This is a genomic window from Streptomyces sp. NPDC034049, from assembly GCF_055575575.1.
The window spans coordinates 157,686-174,842 of sequence record NZ_JBVISJ010000008.1 but is presented as its reverse complement, the minus strand read 5'-3'; the positions used below and the strand labels follow the sequence as shown (position 1 = coordinate 174,842).

Here is a 17,157-nt window from a genome sequence, read left to right as displayed (position 1 = left end):
GCGGGTGTCGTGGGGCTCCCCTCCGACGACGGGGGCGGCTGGGGTGGCTGGGGCGACTGAGACGGCTGGGGCGGCTCAGACGACTGAACTGACGCATTGGCGTGACGCTCTGTAATCGCCGGCCGGAGGAGATCTGCCGCGGGCGCCGGCCCTTGGGACGTTCCGCTCACCGTTCGCTCCCGCAGTGCACTCGTTTTCGTACGGATCTCATATGTCTCGTCGGAGCGGCCGAACCTGGTACGTAAGGGCGCTCAAGCCGTGTCCGTGCAGGAAAGTGTGCCGATCATAGAGGCTGACCCCAGGGCCTTCTAGCCACTCTCCAGTCTCCCTGAACAACGACCTGATCTGACAGATCGTTTCTGCCCCGAGCTGAACGGCTTCCCCTTTCCGTGGATCGGTTGTGACGTTCCGTGAGCGCGCGGGGTGTCGGGGGGCGTGCCTCGCGGTGCGGGCGGACGGGGTCGAACGGCCGCCTCTCACCCTTCTGGTGCAGACAAACAGGGCAAAGTACTACGAATTCCGAAAATCTGGACGCGGCGTTCCCAAGATCCGCATCCGGAGGTCCCCGTGCAGCGTCCGCTCCCCTGGAAGGAACGCCTCGGTGACCGGGCGCCCGTGCTGCGCAGTACCGCGGCCATGCTCACCTCTCTCACCGCGCTCGCCGCGACCTCCCTGATCGCGGCCCCTTCCGCCGTGCCTCTGTCGGAGCCGTGCACGCTGCGGCGCACCCAGGCGCACCACTCGGAGGGTGTCGACACCTGGAACTCCGCCTATCCGCGCCCCACCCGCGACCTCGACGCCGTACTCGTATTCTTGTCATTCCCGGACGCGGCCCCTCTCACCACACCGGCCGAGCTGACCGCGGATCACTTTCCGGCCACCAGTCAGTTCTTCGAACGCGCGTCGTACGGCAAGTTCCGCCTCCGTCCCCATCCGCGCCGCGAGTGGCTGGAGATGCCCCAGCCGTCGACCGCGTACGCCATACGACGTGACTGGAACGCGACGCACCGGGCCGCCTACCTCAGGGACGCCCTCGCCACGGCCGACCCGCGCGTCGACTTCTCCCGCTACGACATCGTGTACTTCGTCGCCGACCCGCACGCGCCCGGCGTCGACTCGGACGCGACGAAGGTGGTGAACCTGCGGACCCCGCTGGAGGTCGACGGCACGGGTCTGCGCCGAGTCGTCACCGTGTTCGAGCGGCATCCGCCGGACCGCCTCGTCCTCGCCCACGAGACCGGCCATGTCTTCGACCTCCCCGACCTCTATCACCGCCCCGCCGACGGCAAGGGCGACTGGGACACCCATGTCGGCGACTGGGACCTCATGGGCAGCCAGTTCGCCCTGGCCCCGGACCTGTTCGCCTGGCACAAGTGGAAGCTGGGCTGGCTGGAACCCCGCCAGGTGACCTGCGTACGCGGCGCCGGGACGACCCGGCTGACGCTGGAGGCGGTGGGGGCCGGGCCGAAGGGGGCGTACGAGGGGGAGACGGGGGAGGGTGCGGACACCGGTGACGGCGAGGTGGGGCGCGCGGGCGGGGGAGGGCGGCGCGTCGAGGGTGCCGGTGCCGGTGCCGGTGCCGTCGGCGTGGGCGCCGGGACCGCTTCCGGTGCCGGCGGCGGCGGGAGCGGCGTCGCCTCGGTCCCGGCCGGCGTGCGGGGGTTCGGTGCCGGCCGGGGGGCGAAGCTGGCGGTCGTCCGTACGGGGCCCGACAGCGCGATCGGTATCGAGGCGCGGGGTGCGGTCGGCAACGACGCCTCCGTCTGCACGCAGGGCGTCCTCGTCTACCGCATCCGCAGCGGGGCCGAGTCCGGCGGCGGCCCCATGGAGGTCCTCGACGCCCACCCGCGCACCGAGGCCTGCTGGGAGGAGTCCGTCTACCCGCCGCTCGCGGACGCGCCGGTGCGTGTCGGCGAGACCTTCACGGTGCCGGGAGAGGCCGTGCGGGTGGCCGTGGAGGGGCGCACGCCGTCCGGGGCGTGGACCGTGCGGATCACGACGGGCCGGTGACGCGCGACGGGTCGGTGTGCGGGGGTGCCCTGGACGCACGAGAGAAGCCCCCCGCTTCCGCGAGGGGCTTCTTCCGTGTCGTGCGCCGCCAGGGACTCGAACCCCGGACCCGCTGATTAAGAGTCAGCTGCTCTAACCAACTGAGCTAGCGGCGCCTGCTGACGTCGTAGACCTTAGCACCCTGATCGGCAGGAGGAAAAATCGATACGCGCACGGTCGCGGAGGCGCTCGACCGGGCCGCTCGCACGGCCGCCCAGAGCAGTACCTCGGGCCCCGGAAGCCAAGGTCGCCGGGTGTCCGGGGCGACGAGCCAGCGGGACCCGAGCCGGGTGACGCCGGGGGTGTGGGAGGGTCCGCAACCGTCGGTGCCGGAGTCCTCTGGGGCGAGCACGGCAGGGACGGTGACCGCGTCGCCGGTGCCGTGGCAGAGGAGGGGCGGGACCGCGCCGGTGCGGCCCGGGGAGCCCCACTCCTCCCACTCCAGGAGGGTGGGCAGCCGCTGGGCGGTGCCCGGGGAGGCGAACAGAAGCACGCGCCCGCGGTAGACGGCGACCGGTCCGGAGCCGGGGCCCTCGGTCCACAACCGGTCGAGCATCCGCCGCCCGAAGAGCGCGGGCACGCTGACGACGTCGAACACGCTGCCGCACGGCAGCACCACCGGCGCGGCCGGCCGCTCCTCCCAGAGAGTCAGGGTGCTTCGCGGATACGTTCCTGCCGAGGCGAGCCAAGCCGCCCCGTCCGCCGTGACGCCGGCGACATCGACCCCGTCCTCCGGGTACCTGCCCGTGCCCACTCCACCGCTCATGCCTCCAGGTCTACCGCCCGTGACGGGTCGCCCCCGAGCAGTTACCGGAAACTGGTACACCAGATGGGCAAGTGGGGTATCTTGCCCACCCGGCATATGCCAAAAGCGGTTTCAGGTACGGGCGCGACGCCACCCGGCGAGCGGGATCAGAGGGACTCCGGCCCGCTCACGTCCCGCCCCAGCGACAGGTCCCGTCCGAACTCCACCATCTTCTTGGCGTAGTCCTCGGTCCACTCCGCCCGCTCGGCGATGTCCGCGGGGGTCAGCCGGTCGAACCGCCGGGGATCGGCGAGCTGGGCCGCGGCGATCGCCTGGAACTCCACGGCCCGGTCCGCCGCCGCCCGGAACGCCTGCGCCAACTCCGTCGCCCGCGACAGCAGTGCCCGCGGGTCGTCGATCGACTCCAGATCGAAGAAGTGCTCGGGGTCGCCGGCCGCCTCCGCCGGCTCGAAGAGCAGGGGTGCGGGCCGCAGCCGCGGTTCGTTCCGACGCGACGTGGGCTCCGCCATGTCTTCTCCTCCTCGTACGACGGTTCAGTCGGCCTGTCCCGGGGGCGTCCCCGGGGGAGGGCCACCGTCCATTCTCTCGTGACCGCGCAAGTGGGCATCGGACCCGTCCGGCGCCCCCGCACACACCCACGCCCCCCGAAATGCCCCGCCCGGCGCCGGCCCAACCCCGCTCCCTAGGGCTCCCACACCACCCTGTGCTCCGCCAGCGTCGCCAGCACCGCGTGGTTCGCCTCCCAGCCGTCCGGGAACTTCACGGTCACCCCCAGCTGGACCGGCTCGGTGGAGGGGTGGTCGTCCAGCAGGTCGGTCACGCCCGCCCGGCACACCACGATGCAGGCGTGCCGGTGCCGGGAGGCGAGCACGCACAGACGCCCGGTCTCCAGGTGGAACGCCGTCGCGTCGGGGCGTCCGGAGAGCGGATGCAGGACGACCGTGACGTCGTACTCCCGCCCCTGGAGCCGGTTCGCCGTGTCCACGACCACGTCCGCGACCCCCAGCTCGGCCAGCGCGGCGCGCACGGCGGCCGCCTGGTCGCGGTGGGCCGTGCCGACGGCGATCCGGTCGGCGGTCAGCGGCACGGGCTCCTCGGACCGCTCCGAGGTCGCCGCCCCGCCCCGGTCGAGGAGCCGCCGTACGACCCGCGCGACCGCCCGTACCGCCTCGGGGTCGGTGCGGGGGGTGTGCCGGGCCGGCAGCTCCAGCAGGCCCCACCCCGACTCGGCGGCCTCGTCGATGACCCGGTCCGGGCCGGAGCCGTCCGACGGCACCGCGAACCCGAGCCGCCGGTCCCCGTGGTCCGTGCCGCTGCGGAAGGGTGTGAAGGGGTAGAACGCGTCGGAGACCAGCGGCGCCGCCGACGCCGGGAGCCGCCACGACACCGGCAGCCGGTGCTGCGGCAGCTCGGGGTTGTGGGCCAGCAGTGTCGTCACCGCCGAGGCCGACGGGTCGTACGACAGCCCCGCCCACTGCTCGCTGCCCACGATCGCGAACGGGTCCAGCTGCCCCGGGTCGCCCACGAACAGCGCCCGCTCGAACAGTCCGGCCACCGCCAGCAGCGCGTCCGACCGCATCTGGTACGCCTCGTCGACGATCGCGTGCCGCCACGGCTCGACGCCCTTGACGTGCGCCCACTTCGCGGCCGTGGAGATCACCACGTCCAGCCCGGCCAGATCGGCCGCCTTCGTCGACTTCCGTACGTTCGGCAGGGCGTCCAGCGCCTTGTCGTACGGGTCGCTGTCGCTGCTGTGCAGCCGGCCGACCGGCAGCTCCGGGTCCTTCTCGGCGAGCCGGACCACCAGATCGTCGACCTGCGCGTTCGTCTGCGCGATCACCATCAGCGGGCGCCCGGCCGAGGCGAGTTCGAGCGCGGCGCGGACGACGAGCGTCGACTTGCCCGCGCCGGGCGGCGAGTCGACGACGACCCCGCGCGCGTCGCCGTGCAGCGTGTCGCGCAGGATCGCGTCGGTGGCGCGGCCGGCCGCCGCCCCGGGGTCGAGCACGGCCTCGGGACTCGTCACAGCACGTCCTCCTCGGTCACCGGGTCCGGCAGCGGCACGGCGTCGGGCTCACCCGGCGGCCCGCCGTGCGTCCACGGTGTCTCCTCCGGGTCGGGCAGCTTCGCCCCGCCCCGCTGGTCGTGTTCGAAGAGGGTGAAGCAGAGCAGGTCCCCCTTCTCCGGGACCGACCCCGCCTCCGGCTCCTTGCCCCGCCCCATCTTGTCCATGATCCGCAGCACCAGCAGGCTCTCGCGTCCGTCGGCCCCCTCGCCCGGCTCGTGCCCCACGAACTCCGCCGTCTGCGGCTTCCCGCCCAGCGAGCGGTACACCTTCGCGCGCTCCCCGAGATGCGGCCGGTCCCGCGTCAGCAGGGTGACCAGCGGCCGCGGGCTCGGGCGTCTGCTCTCGCTGTACGCCATCACCACGTCCACGACCTCACCGGCGAACGCCTCACCGGCCAGCCGCCGTCCGGCCATCACCAGCGGGTCGTCCAGCGCCTCCTGGGCGTCGAGGCGGGCCTGCTCACGCTCGCGCGCGGCCAGCTTGTTCGCCGCGGTGACCGCGTCGTCGATGCGCGGCTGCGGGGGCTCCCCGGCGACGATCCGGTCCCGGTGGCCGGTGAAGGACCAGCGGTCCCGGGTCCACCGGTCGGCCGCGTGGGCCCCCTCCGGCAGGGCGCGCAGCAGGTCCAGGCCGTGCCAGACGGCGTCCCAGGTGGGCCGGGTGCGGCTCTCGACCAGGGCGCGGATCTCCCGCTCGGCGGCGGTCAGCGCGCCCAGCCGGTCGTCGGCCTCCAGACCGTCCTCGGCGGCGGCCAGCGCGAGCCGCGCCCGGTCGTACCGCTCGATGGCCGGGGCCAGCAGCTTGTTGTCGAACGCCGGATCGGTGGCGGGTCCGGCGGGCGGGCACAGCAACTGGCCGTCGGCGTCCCGCGCCAGCTCCGCCCGCCGCGCCGCCGCCTCGCCCGACTCCCCCTCCGGCGGGTCGATCCAGGCGAGCAGCGACCCGAGGTGCTGGTCCTCCACCCCGGACTGGCCGGTGGCCCAGTGCTTCGACAGCAGGTCGGTGAGCGCGAGCAGCAGCGAGGAGCCCGGCACCCGCGCCCGCTCCCCGAAGTGGGTGAGCCACCGCCCGAGCAACGGCACGCGCGGCGGCGCCGGATGGGGGGCCTCCGGGTCCTGCTCGGCGGTGCGCCGGAACCGCATGGAGCGCCCGAGGAGCCGAACGAGGTCGATGCCGGTGCGGCTGGGCAGGATCAACTGCGGGGCGTCCGCGCACAGTTCGACCTCGACCTTGACGCGTTTGCCGGTCTCCGGGTCGGTCTCGCTCCGCTCGGCGGCCTCCACCACGTCGGCGTAGCCGTCCACGTACGGCAGGACGATGTCGGCCAGCTCGGCGAGGAACGCGAAGCGCAGGTCACGGTCGCGGGGCTGCGGCACCACCAGCAGGCGGGGCGCGTCCCGGTCGGTGCCGACGAGCGCGCCGAGCGGGGCGCCCGCCTCACCGGCGGTGATGAGCGGCACGAGCACGAGGGGGTGGGCGGAGAGATGCCGGTGCAGGACGGTGGCGGCGGGCTGGGCGCGGCCCGTGCTGACGGCTTCGAGCCGGGCGAGGGTGGCGATCAGCGACACGGAACCCCCTCCGGCGCCGAGCCGGGCAGCGCGCCGGCGGTCCCGAGCCCGGCGGCCCCCAGCGCCTCGGCCCTCAGCTCCGCCGCTCTGCGCAGCGCGGCCACGGCCGGGTCGTCCGGGTCGCCGGCGAGACCGTGGGCCGCCGCCAGGACGTCGTCGACGGTCGTGAGGCCGCCCAGCTCCGCGCGTGCGGCCCGGCCCAGGGACGTCACCGCGCCCTCCGTGCGGGAGCGGGCCCGGCAGTGGAAGGCCAGCTCACAGGCGGCGAGGCACTCGGGGGCGTAGCTCGCGGACAGCGCCTCGACGGCCGTCGTGAGCTGCTCCCGGGGCAGGTCCGGGGCGAAACAGGTGCCCTCGGGGAGGTCGTCCGCGATCTCCTCGATGCGGGTCAGCCGGGTCAACTGGCGCCGGGTGACCGCCCGCTGCTTGCGGACGTCCACGGCAGCGGCCGTCGGGAGGTTGGTGAAGTCCTTGGGGCAGACCAGCAGCACCCGGTGGCGGACCTCCGGCGCGGGGGCGCCCCCGCGGCTCTCGCCACCGAGCCGGGCGGCGACCTCCTCCAGCGCCAGCACATACACCGCGGACTGGCGGGCGGCGGCGCCCACCTTCGCCGGGTCCGCCGAACCGTCCAGCATCGGGAAGGACTTGATCTCGACGACCGACCAGGTGCCGTCCGGGTGGACCACCACCGCGTCCGGCTCCAGGAACGCGGGGGAGCCCGCGACGTCGAGCGCGAGCATGGGGTGGTCGAGCAGCGTCCAGCCGCCGGTGTCCGTGGCCTCGCGCAGCGCCAGTGCCGTACGGGCGGCGCGGCCCTCGGGGCCGACGGCGGCGAGGTCGGGGACCGAGGCCGAGGTCGGCGGCTCGGCGCCGGGGTCCAGTCTCTCGTGCACCAGCCGCAGCAGCTCCGCGCCGCCGTCCGCCTTGACGCGGGCCTCGAAGGCGTTGCCCCGCATGAAGGCGAACTGGGACTGGCCGAAGGCGGAGGGCGAGCCGAGCGCGTCCGCCAGGACCGCCTTGTTCACCCCCGCGCCGTCCAGCAGCGCGCGGCGCTCGCAGCCGGGGTTGGCCGCGAGCGCGGCGAGGGCGCGGGCGTCCAGCGCCTTGGGTGGGACCTCGGGTCCGCGCAGCTCAGCGAGCCGCTGCCGCAGCGCCGTCCCCTGCTTCCGAGGGGGCGGCACCCGGCTCGGGTTCGATGATCCGCTGCCGTGGAATTCGCTCACCCGGGGAAGTCTGGCACTCTCCACTGACAATGGGGGAGATCGAGGCCCGAGAGGCGGCCGTGGCCGCGGTGGCGGTGGCGGGCTCCTGCGCGCGCGGTCGGTCGTCGCCGTCGAGCCGGCTCGCGGCCATCGCGCCGAGGCCGAGCGAGCCGCGCCACTGGTCCGCCAGCCGTAGCACCAGCGGCGTCAGCAGCAGGCCCACCCCCATCACGGCGGCGCCCGCCACCGCGTCGAGGAAGTAGTGATTCGCGGTGCCCATCACGACGATCGTGGTGATCAGCGGGTAGGCGACGGCCGCGGTCCGCGCGAGCCGTGAGCCGCCCGCGAAGCGCCACAGGATCACCCCGCACCACAGGGCCCAGCCGACGTGCAGGCTCGGCATCGCCGCGTACTGGTTCGTCATGCCGCCCAGGCCCCGGGGCGCGCTGGCCTCGCCGCCCCACCAGCCCCACGAGCTGTAGTGGGCCATGGTGTCGACGAAGCCGTGGGCGGGGTCGAGCAGCCGGGGCGGGCAGGTGGGCAGCAGGGTGAAGCCGATGAGACCGATGAAGGTGGAGGTCAGCAGCCAGGTGCGGGCCGCGCGGTAGCGCACGGTGCGGGACCGGAAGAGCCAGACGAGGAGCGCGGGGGTGACCAGGTAGTGCAGCGACGCGTACCAGAAGTCGGCGGGTATCCCGATCCAGGGCTCACGGGTGAACAGACGGTTCAGCGGATGCTCGGCGTCGAGCCGGAACGCCTTCTCGATCCGCAGGATCGCCAGACCGTGCTCGACGGCGTGGGAGGTGTCGCCGCGGGCGAGCAGGCGGCCTGCCGAGTACGCCCCGTACACCAGCAGGATCAGCGGAAGCTCGGTCCACCAGCGGAGCCGCGTGCCCGGCGCCGCCTCGGTAACCGGTGCGCCGGTCTTTCTGGAAACCGGTGCCTCGGTCGCCTCGGTCTGCGGCATCCGAACGTCCTCCCCCGTCTGTGTGTGTCGCTGCGTCGATGTTCATCTGTGTGTGGTGCTGGTGTGGCTCTTGAGCAAGACGATGTCCAAGACGCTGGGATCGCCTGTCGGGTTGCCCCACGACAGCGTGAGCGATGATGGAGGCATCCGCCTCCGATTTCTCCCTTCTCGAGAGAAGGACCCCCGGAAAGGTCGCTCATGGCACCGCGCATCCTGCTGGCCCGGCACGGACAGACGGAATGGTCCCTGCTCGGAAAGCACACCGGCAGGACGGACATCCCGCTCCTCGAAGAGGGCCGGCGCGGCGCCAAGCTTCTCGGGGAGCGTCTGCACCGGGCGCCCCTGGACGGGCTGCCCGGTGTCGACGTCCGTACGAGTCCCCTCTCCCGCGCGCGTGAGACCTGCGATCTGGCCGGCTTCGGCGACCGCGCCGCCGAGTGGGACACGCTGATGGAGGTGGACTACGGGGCGTACGAGGGACTGACCCCCGCCGAGATCCAGGCCTTCCGGCCGGGCTGGCTGATGTGGCGCGACGGCGTCCCCGGCGGCGAGACCCTGGAGCAGCTCTCCGCGCGCGCGGACGAGGTGGTCGCGTGGGCGCGGTCCGCCGAGCGCGACGTGCTCGTCTTCGCCCACGGACATGTGCTGCGCTCCATAGCCGCCCGCTGGCTGGGCCTGGACCTCGGCTTCGCCGCACGCGTCCGCCTCAACCCGACGTCCCTGTCGGTCCTCGGCTGGGCCTACGGCGACCCGGCGATCGAGTCCTGGAACGACACGGGGCACCTGGCGGGCTGAGGCCCGGGCACTCGGGCCCGCCCCGGCCGGTACCGGCGGTCAGGCTGTCCGCGCGACCCCCGCGTGGCGTTCCAGGAACGCCGACACCCCCGACGCCCGCCGGTGCGGCAGCAGGACCCGTGCCGTGCCCGCCAGCATCTGCTGGACACGGGAGGACTGGACCTCGTCGAGGAGGTCGAGGACCCGCATCCCGGCGGCCGCGGCCTCGTCGGGACGCCCCCCGCGCGCGAGGTCGTCCGCGAGCTCGGCGGTGTAGAGCGCGATGTTCCGGGTGAAGTGCGGGTTCTGCAGATGGGCCGCCCGGCGCGCGTGCCGGGCCGCCCGGGGCCAGTCGCCCAGCGTCGACCAGCACTGCGCCTCCAGGCCCTCCAGCTCGGCCTCCCCGTAGAAGCTCATCCACTCCGGGTCGGCCTCGGCGGCGCCGCGCCCGAACAGGGCGTGCGCCCGGGCCAGCGCCTGCTCGCACCCGGTGCGGTCGGCGAGGCCCGCCCAGCCGCCCGCCTCCCGCAGCGCCAGCAGGGACATCAGCCGGGGTGAGCCCAGCGGCCGGGCGACCCGCTGCGCGGCCTGCGCCGCCCGGACCGCCTCACGCGGCCGACCCGCGTCGCGCGCCAGGAACGCCGTGTTGCAGAACGCGTGCGCCTCGAGGCCCGGGTCCCCGGACATCCGGGCCGTGGCGAGCGCCTCCGCGTAGTGCGAGCGGGCGTCGTCGAAGCGCCCCGAGTCATGGGCCAGCCAGCCCACGGAGATGGCCAGTTCGCCCGCCCCCGCGTACAGCCGGTCGGCGGTGCGCTGCCGGGTGGTGCCCGCGTCGAGCAGTGCGTACGCGGCCCGCAGCGGCGCCGAGGCCCTGCGGTACAGCCCGTCCGCCCCGTGCCGGTCGTCCAGCAGCCGGATCTTGCGCACGGCGGCTTCGAGGGCCCCCGCCTCCCCCGTGCCCGCCCGGTGCACGGGCCGGGTCGCGGCCGAGGCCGCGCCGCCGAGGGCGAAGGGGCCGAAGGAGGCGGCCGCCATCGCGGCGGTACCTCCGGTCATGAACGCGCGACGCTGCACGTCGCTCTCCTCGTCGTTCTGGTACGCCTGGTGCGTGCCCCGCCGGCCGCGCACATAGCCCGTGTCGCCCCGCGGGTCCTGCATGTCGTACGTCTCTTGCGTGTCATACGGCTCGTACGTCCCTTCCGTCTCACCCTCCCTTCCGTATGAGGAGTGCGAGCGGCTCTTGTTGCGAGGGGAGGGCGCCTCGTCGGTGGGGCGCGCCCCCCGACCGCGTACCTCCGCGCGGGGCGCGAACCCCAGGTCCGTCAGCGTTCGGCCGGGAAACATGTGCAGGAACACCCGTTCGTACGCGTAGTTCGGGCAGCGGATCTCGCCCGCCTCGACCCGCCCGACGTACCGCGCGTCACAGCTCACCCGCTCGCCGATCTCACGCGCGGCCCGCCGCACCGCGGCGGCGAACTCGCCCGGCGAGCGCTGCCCGCGCAGCTGCCTGAAGGCGGAATTCGGCCGTTGTGGACGGGGGGACTGGGACGAGGTCACCGATGACGACGTCATGGCCGGGCCCTCTCTCGCGAACCGTCGAACCATGCCGGATTCAGTAGGACTTGTATGCGTGGTGCACGGTTGGTTCCGCTGTGTCCGGCGGGGCAAGAACGTACCCGCCCCATCGGGGCCCCCACGCGAGGTTTGGCTACAAACCGGATATCTCATCCTGGATCTGCCATGAACTGCCATCCTTTGCGGCGCAGTTTCGCCGTAGCCGTTGACAGGGAGGTGCGTTGGGCAGGGCGCTGGTAGGCGTGGGAGGCCCGGATGAAGAACCTCGAACCCCGTTCCGAGTGCGACCTGGTGACCGTGCCCACGCGGCAGGGGCTGGAGGCGGTCGACATCCTGCGGCGGGGCGCCCTCGACGCGGTGGGGCCCGTCATGACGGTCGGACCCGTACTGCACGACGACACGTGCGACACGCTCGGATTCCTGGTGCCGCCCGGTACGGCCGACGCGTGGGACGTGCCGGGGAGCACCTGCACACAGAGCGACGGGCGGGGGGCCGTGCTGGCTCCTCCGGAGGGCGCGGGCTGGCTGCTGCCGCCGGGGGAGGCGGACCTCGCGACCGATCCGACGGTGCTGCGCGCCGCGCTGGGGGAGGCGGCGCGGTTGATCGAGGCCGCGGACAACTGCCGTTGATTCCAGCGCCGGTCGCCGTAGGGGTTCCGTTCGTCGGCGGGTGCGGGATCGTCGTGGCTCGTCGCGCCCACGCGGCGGAGCCGCACAGTGACACAGCCCCGCGCCCCTGAAGGGGCGCTTCCGGTGCCCGGCGCGCACAGGGTGCCCCGCGCCCGATAATGGGTTCATGGGCAGGTCGAAGAAGGGGCAGGGGCGGCGTGGGCGTGACTCCGACGCCGTGGTCGAGGAGGTCGACGGGGGGCTCGCGGAGCTGGTGCCGGACCGTGAGCGGGCCCGGGCCTGGACGCTGCTGGTCGACGGGGCGCCGCAGTCGCACGTGGATCTCGACGACCCGGCGTATCTGTCCTTCGAGTACCAGCGGCGGCTCGGGCACGTGATCGATCTGGTCGCCCCGGCCGGACGGCCCGTGCACGCCGTGCACCTCGGCGGCGGCGCCTTCACCCTCGCCCGGTACGTCGCCGCCACCCGCCCCCGCTCCACCCAGCAGGTCGTCGAGCGTGACGCGGCCCTTGTCCAACTCGTCCGGCGGGAACTGCCGTTGGACCCGGGCGCGCGCATACGGGTGCGGTCGACGGACGCGCGCGAGGGGCTCGCGAAAGTGCCCGACGGGTGGGCGGACCTGGTGATCGCGGACGTGTTCAGCGCGGCGCGCACCCCGGCGCACCTGACGTCGACGGAGTTCCTCACGGACGTACGCCGGGTCGTGAAGCCCGGCGGTTGCTACGCCGCCAACCTCGCCGACGGTCCGCCGCTGGCCCATCTGCGCGCCCAGATCGCCACCGCGGCCGTCGTCTTCCCCGAACTGGCGCTGGTCGCCGACCCGACCGTGCTGCGGGGCAGACGATTCGGCAACGCGGTGCTCGTCGCCTCCGACCGACCCCTCCCGATCGCCGAGCTGACCCGTCGCGCCGCCTCCGACCCGCACCCCGGCCGCGTCGAACACGGCCGCGCGCTCACCGACTTCACGGGCGGAGCGGTGCCGGTGACGGACGCGGCGGCGACCGCCTCACCGGCGCCGCCGTCGTCGGTGTTCCGCTGAGCCCACCGCGCTGTCGCGCTGAGCCCACCGCTCCGCGTCAGAAGTTCTGGACGTCCACCCGGGGCGCGCTGTCGTGCCAGGTGCAGAACACCGACACCCGGTCCGCACCGGCGGCGAAGTCGACCCGGACCCATGTCTCGGTCTTCCACACCTGCATCGACCAACCCGGTCCGGGCGTCGCCGACACGAGAGTCGCGTCACTCTCGTTGAGCGAGAGGACCACCCGGCCGCCCTCGGTGTCGTAGGCCTTGACCTCACCCGGGTCGGCCGGGGCGCCCGTGCCCGGCCGGGAGCCGGGCTTCGCGGACTCGGGCGGTGCGGGCGGGGTGGGGGACGGCTTCCTGCCGTCGCCGTCCCTGCCGTCGCCGTCCCTGCCGTCGCCGTCCCTGCCGTCGCCGTCCCTGCCGTCGTCCGCGCCGCCGCCCTTCCGCTCACCGGCGCTCCGCGACGGTTCCGGGAGCGCGGTGGGCGTGTGCGGCGGGGGCGGGCCCTGGGCCCGGGCGTCGGCGGCCGTGATGGGCAGCGCGCGGGGCGGGTCGTAGGCGGTGCCGGCCAGCACCGTGTGGACGCCCCACCACGTCACCGTGGCCGCCGCGCCCGTGGCGAGCAGCCAGGCCAGTACGTGTAGGAGTCCTCTGCGCATCGCGGCCATACTGCCCCACCGGCCCCGGTGGTGTCGTGGGCAAACGAGTTGTCCACAGGCCCCGACCGGCCCCTGCCGTTTGGCGTACGGTGCGGCGCATGGCAAGTGTGCTCGTGGTCGAGGACGACCAGTTCGTACGCTCGGCGCTGATCAGGCATCTGACCGACGCCGCCCACACCGTGCGCAGCGTCGGTACGGCGCTGGAGGCGCTGCGCGAGGTCGCGCATGTCCGCTTCGACGTGGTCGTCCTCGACCTCGGGCTGCCCGACCTCGACGGCTCGGAGGCGCTGAAGATGCTGCGCGGCATCACGGACGTCCCGGTGATCATCGCGACCGCGCGGGACGACGAGTCGGAGATCGTCCGCCTGCTGAACGCGGGCGCGGACGACTACCTGACCAAGCCGTTCTCGGTCGAGCACCTGTCCGCCCGGATCGCGGCCGTGCTGCGCCGCTCCCGAGGGTCGGGCGCCGAGGCGCCGCCGTCCACGGTGATCCGGGTCGGCGGCCTCGCGATCGACCCGCTGCGGCGGCAGGCCGAGCTGGACGGCGTACGACTCGACCTCACCCGGCGCGAGTTCGACCTGCTCACCTTCCTCGCGGGCCGACCCGGTGTCGTCGTCGCGCGCAGGGAGCTGCTGGCGGAGGTGTGGCAGCAGTCGTACGGCGACGACCAGACCATCGACGTCCATCTGTCGTGGCTGCGCCGGAAGTTGGGGGAGACGGCGGCGCGGCCCCGCTATCTGCACACGCTGCGGGGCGTCGGGGTGAAGCTGGAGCCGCCGGGGGCGGGGGCGCGGCCATGAGGCGGGCATCGCGCCGGGCGTGCGGGACGGTGCTGCCATGAGGTGGGCGCTGGTCAAGGTGTGCCTGGCGGTGACGGCGATGGTCGTGGTGGCCTTCGCGGTGCCGCTCGGGCTGGTGGTCAGGGAGATGGCGCGGGACCGGGCGTTCTCGGGCGCCGAGCGGGAGGCGGCCGCGATCGCCCCGGCGCTCTCCATCACCACCGACCGGGAGCAGCTGGAGCGGGTCGTCGCAGCGGCCGGGTCGGACGACGGGATGGCGGTGCATCTGCCGGCGGACGGCACCGGGTCCGCCGGGCTCGACCTGGGCCGGCAGCGCGCCTCGGACGAGGACATCGCGACCGTGCGGAGGCTGGGCCGTGCCTCCACCACCGAGGTGCCGGGCGGGTCCACGCTGCTCCAGCCGACCGCGCTCAGCTCCGGCGAGATAGCGGTCGTCGAGGTGTTCGTGCCCGAGGCGGCGGTGAGCAACGGGGTCGCCACGGCGTGGGCGGTGCTCGCCGCGGTGGGCGCGCTGCTGATCGTCGGCTCGGTCGCGGTGGCCGACCGGCTCGGGGTGCGGATGGTCCGGCCCGCGCGGCGGCTGGTCGAGAGCGCGCGTGAACTGGGGGAGGGGCAGCTGGGCGCGCGGGTGCCCGAGCAGGGGCCGAAGGAGCTGCGGCTGGCGGCGGTGGCGTTCAACGCGATGGCGGACCAGGTGGTGCAGCTGCTGGCGAACGAGCGCGAGCTGGCGGCCGACCTGTCGCACCGGCTGCGTACCCCGCTGACCGTGCTGCGGCTGAACGCCGCCTCCCTCGGCGACGGGCCGGCCGCCGAGCAGACGCGGGCGGCGGTGGAGCAGTTGGAGCGGGAGGTCGACACGATCATCCGTACGGCACGGGAGGCCAAGCCGCGGACGGCGGTGGCCGGGCCGGGTGCCGGGTGCGACGCGGCCGAAGTGGTCCGGGAGCGGATGGCGTTCTGGTCGGCGCTCGCGGAGGACGAGGGCCGCAAGTGGCGGGTGGCCGGGGTCGGGCGCCCGGTTCGCGCACCCGTGGGCCGGGCCGACCTGGCCGCCGCGCTGGACGCCCTCCTCGGCAATGTCTTCCGGCACACCGCGGAGGGCACGGCGTTCGCGGTGGACGTTCACAACGGCGAGGACGCGGTGATCGTTCTCGTCTCCGACGCCGGTCCCGGCATCGCCGATCCCGAGGCCGCGATGGCCCGGGGCCGGGGCTCCGGCAGCGACGGCTCGACCGGTCTGGGCCTCGACATAGTGCGCCGCCTCGCCGAGTCGACCGGCGGTGATGTGCGTATCGGGTCGTCGGTGCTGGGCGGGACCGAGGTGCGGATATGGATCCAGCTGAGCGGCGGCGGCGGGACGGACGGCAGGGCCGCGGGGCGGAAGGGACAGCGGGGCGCCGCCCTACGCCGTCGCAAACAGAGCAAGGCCTTCTCGGGCCTCGGTCCGTCACGAGTCTCGTCGTGATCGGGCTTGTGCGTTCACTGTGTCCCCGTATGGGGGTGCATGTCCGTGAGTGATGTGGCTCACGTGTGTGTCGGTCACGTTTCGACAACCAGGGATTACGTTTCAACAAAGGGGGACAAGAAGTCTTGACTCATGACATGACATAGAGCTGTTATGGCGGCCACCGTGTTCGGTCGAGTTGGTTTCTGATTGTTTTCGATCAGTGGCCGGCGAGAGGGCCATTGAGACCGAACCACCTGTCCCCAGGGAGCCGTACATGCATCTCACACCTTCCGGTCTCGCCGTCCCCGGCACGAGCCGTCGCACCCTGCTGCGGGGCATAGGCGGGGCGGCCGCGCTCGGCGCTGGAGTTCCCCTGCTCAGCGCCTGTGGCGGCAGCGGCGGTGGCGCCGCGGACTCGAAGACCGTCACCGTCGGCTCCAACGCGTCGGACGCGGTGCCGAAGAAGGCGTTCGCCGAGATCTACGCGGCCTTCAAGAAGCAGTCCGGGATCGCGGTCGACGTGAACACCAAGGACCACAACACGTTCCAGGAGCAGATCAACTCCTACCTCCAGGGCACCCCGGACGACGTGTTCCACTGGTTCGCCGGCTACCGCATGCAGTTCTTCGCGGCCAAGGGCCTCGCCACCTCGATCGACGACGTGTGGGACAAGATCGGGGGCAACTTCCCCGACGCGATGAAGAAGCTCAGCCAGGGCGAGGACGGCAAGTCCTACTTCGTGCCGCTGTACACCTACCCCTGGGCGCTCTTCTACCGCAAGAGCGTCTTCCAGGAGAAGGGCTACGAGGTTCCCACCACGTGGGACCAGCTGATCGCCCTGTGCAAGCAGATGCAGAAGGACAAGCTCGTCCCGATCGCCTTCGGTGACAAGGACGCCTGGCCGGCGATGGGCACCTTCGACCAGCTCAACTTCCGTACCAACGGCTACGACTTCCACGTCGAGCTGATGGCGGGCAAGGCGTCGTGGACGGACGCCAAGGTCCGCAAGACGTTCGACCTGTGGGCCGAGCTGCTGCCGTACCACCAGGAGGGCGCGGTCGGCCGCACCTGGCAGGACGCCGCGCAGACCCTGGTGTCGAAGAAGGCGGGCATGTACCTGCTGGGCTCGTTCGTGGGCCAGCAGTTCACCAACAAGGCGGACCTGGACGACCTCGACTTCTTCGCCTTCCCGGAGATCGACCCGGCGTACGGCCAGGACACCGTCGAGGCCCCCACCGACGGCTTCATGATGAGCAAGGCCCCGAAGAACAAGGCCGGCGCCGTCAAGCTCATGGAGTTCCTCGGCACCCCCGAGGCGGAGCAGATCTACCTCAAGGCCGACCCGAACGTGGTGGCCGCCTCCACCAAGGCCGACACCTCCTCGTACACGCCGCTGCAGAAGAAGGCGTACGACATGATCTCGGGCGCCAAGAGCCTCACCCAGTTCATGGACCGTGACAGCCGCCCCGACTTCACCTCCACGGTGATGCAGCCGGCGCTGCAGAAGTTCATCCGCGACCCCAAGGGCGTCGACAGCCTGCTCACCTCCATCGAGCGGCAGAAGAAGACGATCTTCGCGTCCTGACGACCGACCGTCCTGACGATCGACCGTCCTCACGACTGGAT

At 73.2% G+C, this 17,157-nt stretch carries 15 protein-coding genes and 1 tRNA gene; 7 read left to right on the top strand and 9 right to left on the bottom strand.

Features of this window, described 5'->3' with window-relative positions; genetic code table 11:
- Nucleotides 1-567: 567 nt before the first annotated feature.
- Entirely contained in the window at nucleotides 568-2,010 is a 1,443-nt protein-coding gene (locus ACZ52C_RS23880) for a M6 family metalloprotease domain-containing protein (RefSeq protein WP_469076646.1), read from the top strand.
- Nucleotides 2,011-2,091: 81 nt separating this feature from the next.
- Here the strand turns inward: ACZ52C_RS23880 and ACZ52C_RS23875 are convergent.
- From ACZ52C_RS23875 to ACZ52C_RS23845, 7 genes are all read right to left on the bottom strand, one after another.
- Nucleotides 2,092-2,165: transfer RNA gene (locus tag ACZ52C_RS23875), tRNA-Lys, on the bottom strand.
- Nucleotides 2,156-2,815, bottom strand: a complete 660-nt coding sequence (locus tag ACZ52C_RS23870; RefSeq protein ID WP_469076645.1) for a bifunctional DNA primase/polymerase — start codon at nucleotides 2,813-2,815, stop codon at nucleotides 2,156-2,158. Before ACZ52C_RS23870 ends, ACZ52C_RS23875 begins: the two co-directional genes overlap by 10 nt.
- A gap of 146 nt (nucleotides 2,816-2,961) precedes the next feature.
- On the bottom strand, nucleotides 2,962-3,324 hold the full coding sequence (locus ACZ52C_RS23865) for a hypothetical protein (RefSeq protein WP_469076644.1): 363 nt from the start codon (nucleotides 3,322-3,324) through the stop codon (nucleotides 2,962-2,964).
- 173 nt (nucleotides 3,325-3,497) lie between these two features.
- A complete protein-coding gene (locus ACZ52C_RS23860; RefSeq protein WP_469076643.1) occupies nucleotides 3,498-4,841 on the bottom strand; it encodes an AAA domain-containing protein in 1,344 nt (447 codons plus the stop codon).
- Nucleotides 4,838-6,451 (bottom strand): hypothetical protein, encoded by a 1,614-nt coding sequence (locus ACZ52C_RS23855; RefSeq protein WP_469076642.1) that lies wholly within the window; start codon nucleotides 6,449-6,451, stop codon nucleotides 4,838-4,840. The genes ACZ52C_RS23860 and ACZ52C_RS23855 overlap by 4 nt, the downstream gene beginning before the upstream one ends.
- Nucleotides 6,442-7,632 (bottom strand): hypothetical protein, encoded by a 1,191-nt coding sequence (locus ACZ52C_RS23850; protein ID WP_469076833.1) that lies wholly within the window; start codon nucleotides 7,630-7,632, stop codon nucleotides 6,442-6,444. Before ACZ52C_RS23850 ends, ACZ52C_RS23855 begins: the two co-directional genes overlap by 10 nt.
- Nucleotides 7,583-8,620, bottom strand: coding sequence for a phosphatase PAP2 family protein (locus ACZ52C_RS23845; RefSeq protein WP_469076641.1), 1,038 nt, complete (start codon nucleotides 8,618-8,620; stop codon nucleotides 7,583-7,585). The genes ACZ52C_RS23850 and ACZ52C_RS23845 overlap by 50 nt, the downstream gene beginning before the upstream one ends.
- Nucleotides 8,621-8,818: 198 nt before the next feature.
- Between ACZ52C_RS23845 and ACZ52C_RS23840 the strand changes: the two genes are divergently transcribed.
- Nucleotides 8,819-9,415 (top strand): histidine phosphatase family protein, encoded by a 597-nt coding sequence (locus ACZ52C_RS23840; protein WP_469076640.1) that lies wholly within the window; start codon nucleotides 8,819-8,821, stop codon nucleotides 9,413-9,415.
- 39 nt (nucleotides 9,416-9,454) lie between these two features.
- Here the strand turns inward: ACZ52C_RS23840 and ACZ52C_RS23835 are convergent, their stop codons facing one another.
- On the bottom strand, nucleotides 9,455-10,966 hold the full coding sequence (locus tag ACZ52C_RS23835; RefSeq protein WP_469076639.1) for a hypothetical protein: 1,512 nt from the start codon (nucleotides 10,964-10,966) through the stop codon (nucleotides 9,455-9,457).
- Nucleotides 10,967-11,224: 258 nt separating this feature from the next.
- Between ACZ52C_RS23835 and ACZ52C_RS23830 the strand changes: the two genes are divergently transcribed.
- On the top strand, nucleotides 11,225-11,599 hold the full coding sequence (locus ACZ52C_RS23830) for a hypothetical protein (protein WP_469076638.1): 375 nt from the start codon (nucleotides 11,225-11,227) through the stop codon (nucleotides 11,597-11,599).
- Nucleotides 11,600-11,765: 166 nt separating this feature from the next.
- On the top strand, nucleotides 11,766-12,638 hold the full coding sequence (locus ACZ52C_RS23825; RefSeq protein WP_469076637.1) for a spermidine synthase: 873 nt from the start codon (nucleotides 11,766-11,768) through the stop codon (nucleotides 12,636-12,638).
- A 37-nt stretch (nucleotides 12,639-12,675) separates the two neighbouring features.
- On the opposite strand, the gene ACZ52C_RS23820 is transcribed toward ACZ52C_RS23825, so the two are convergent.
- On the bottom strand, nucleotides 12,676-13,290 hold the full coding sequence (locus ACZ52C_RS23820; RefSeq protein ID WP_469076636.1) for a hypothetical protein: 615 nt from the start codon (nucleotides 13,288-13,290) through the stop codon (nucleotides 12,676-12,678).
- Between the two features lie 89 nt (nucleotides 13,291-13,379).
- Here ACZ52C_RS23820 and ACZ52C_RS23815 point away from each other — a divergent pair, with 89 nt between their 5' ends.
- From ACZ52C_RS23815 to ACZ52C_RS23805, 3 genes are all read left to right on the top strand, one after another.
- On the top strand, nucleotides 13,380-14,084 hold the full coding sequence (locus ACZ52C_RS23815; RefSeq protein WP_469076635.1) for a response regulator transcription factor: 705 nt from the start codon (nucleotides 13,380-13,382) through the stop codon (nucleotides 14,082-14,084).
- A gap of 37 nt (nucleotides 14,085-14,121) precedes the next feature.
- Nucleotides 14,122-15,549, top strand: a complete 1,428-nt coding sequence (locus ACZ52C_RS23810) for a sensor histidine kinase (RefSeq protein WP_469076634.1) — start codon at nucleotides 14,122-14,124, stop codon at nucleotides 15,547-15,549.
- Nucleotides 15,550-15,805: 256 nt separating this feature from the next.
- Nucleotides 15,806-17,116 (top strand): ABC transporter substrate-binding protein, encoded by a 1,311-nt coding sequence (locus ACZ52C_RS23805; RefSeq protein WP_469076633.1) that lies wholly within the window; start codon nucleotides 15,806-15,808, stop codon nucleotides 17,114-17,116.
- Nucleotides 17,117-17,157: the final 41 nt, after the last annotated feature.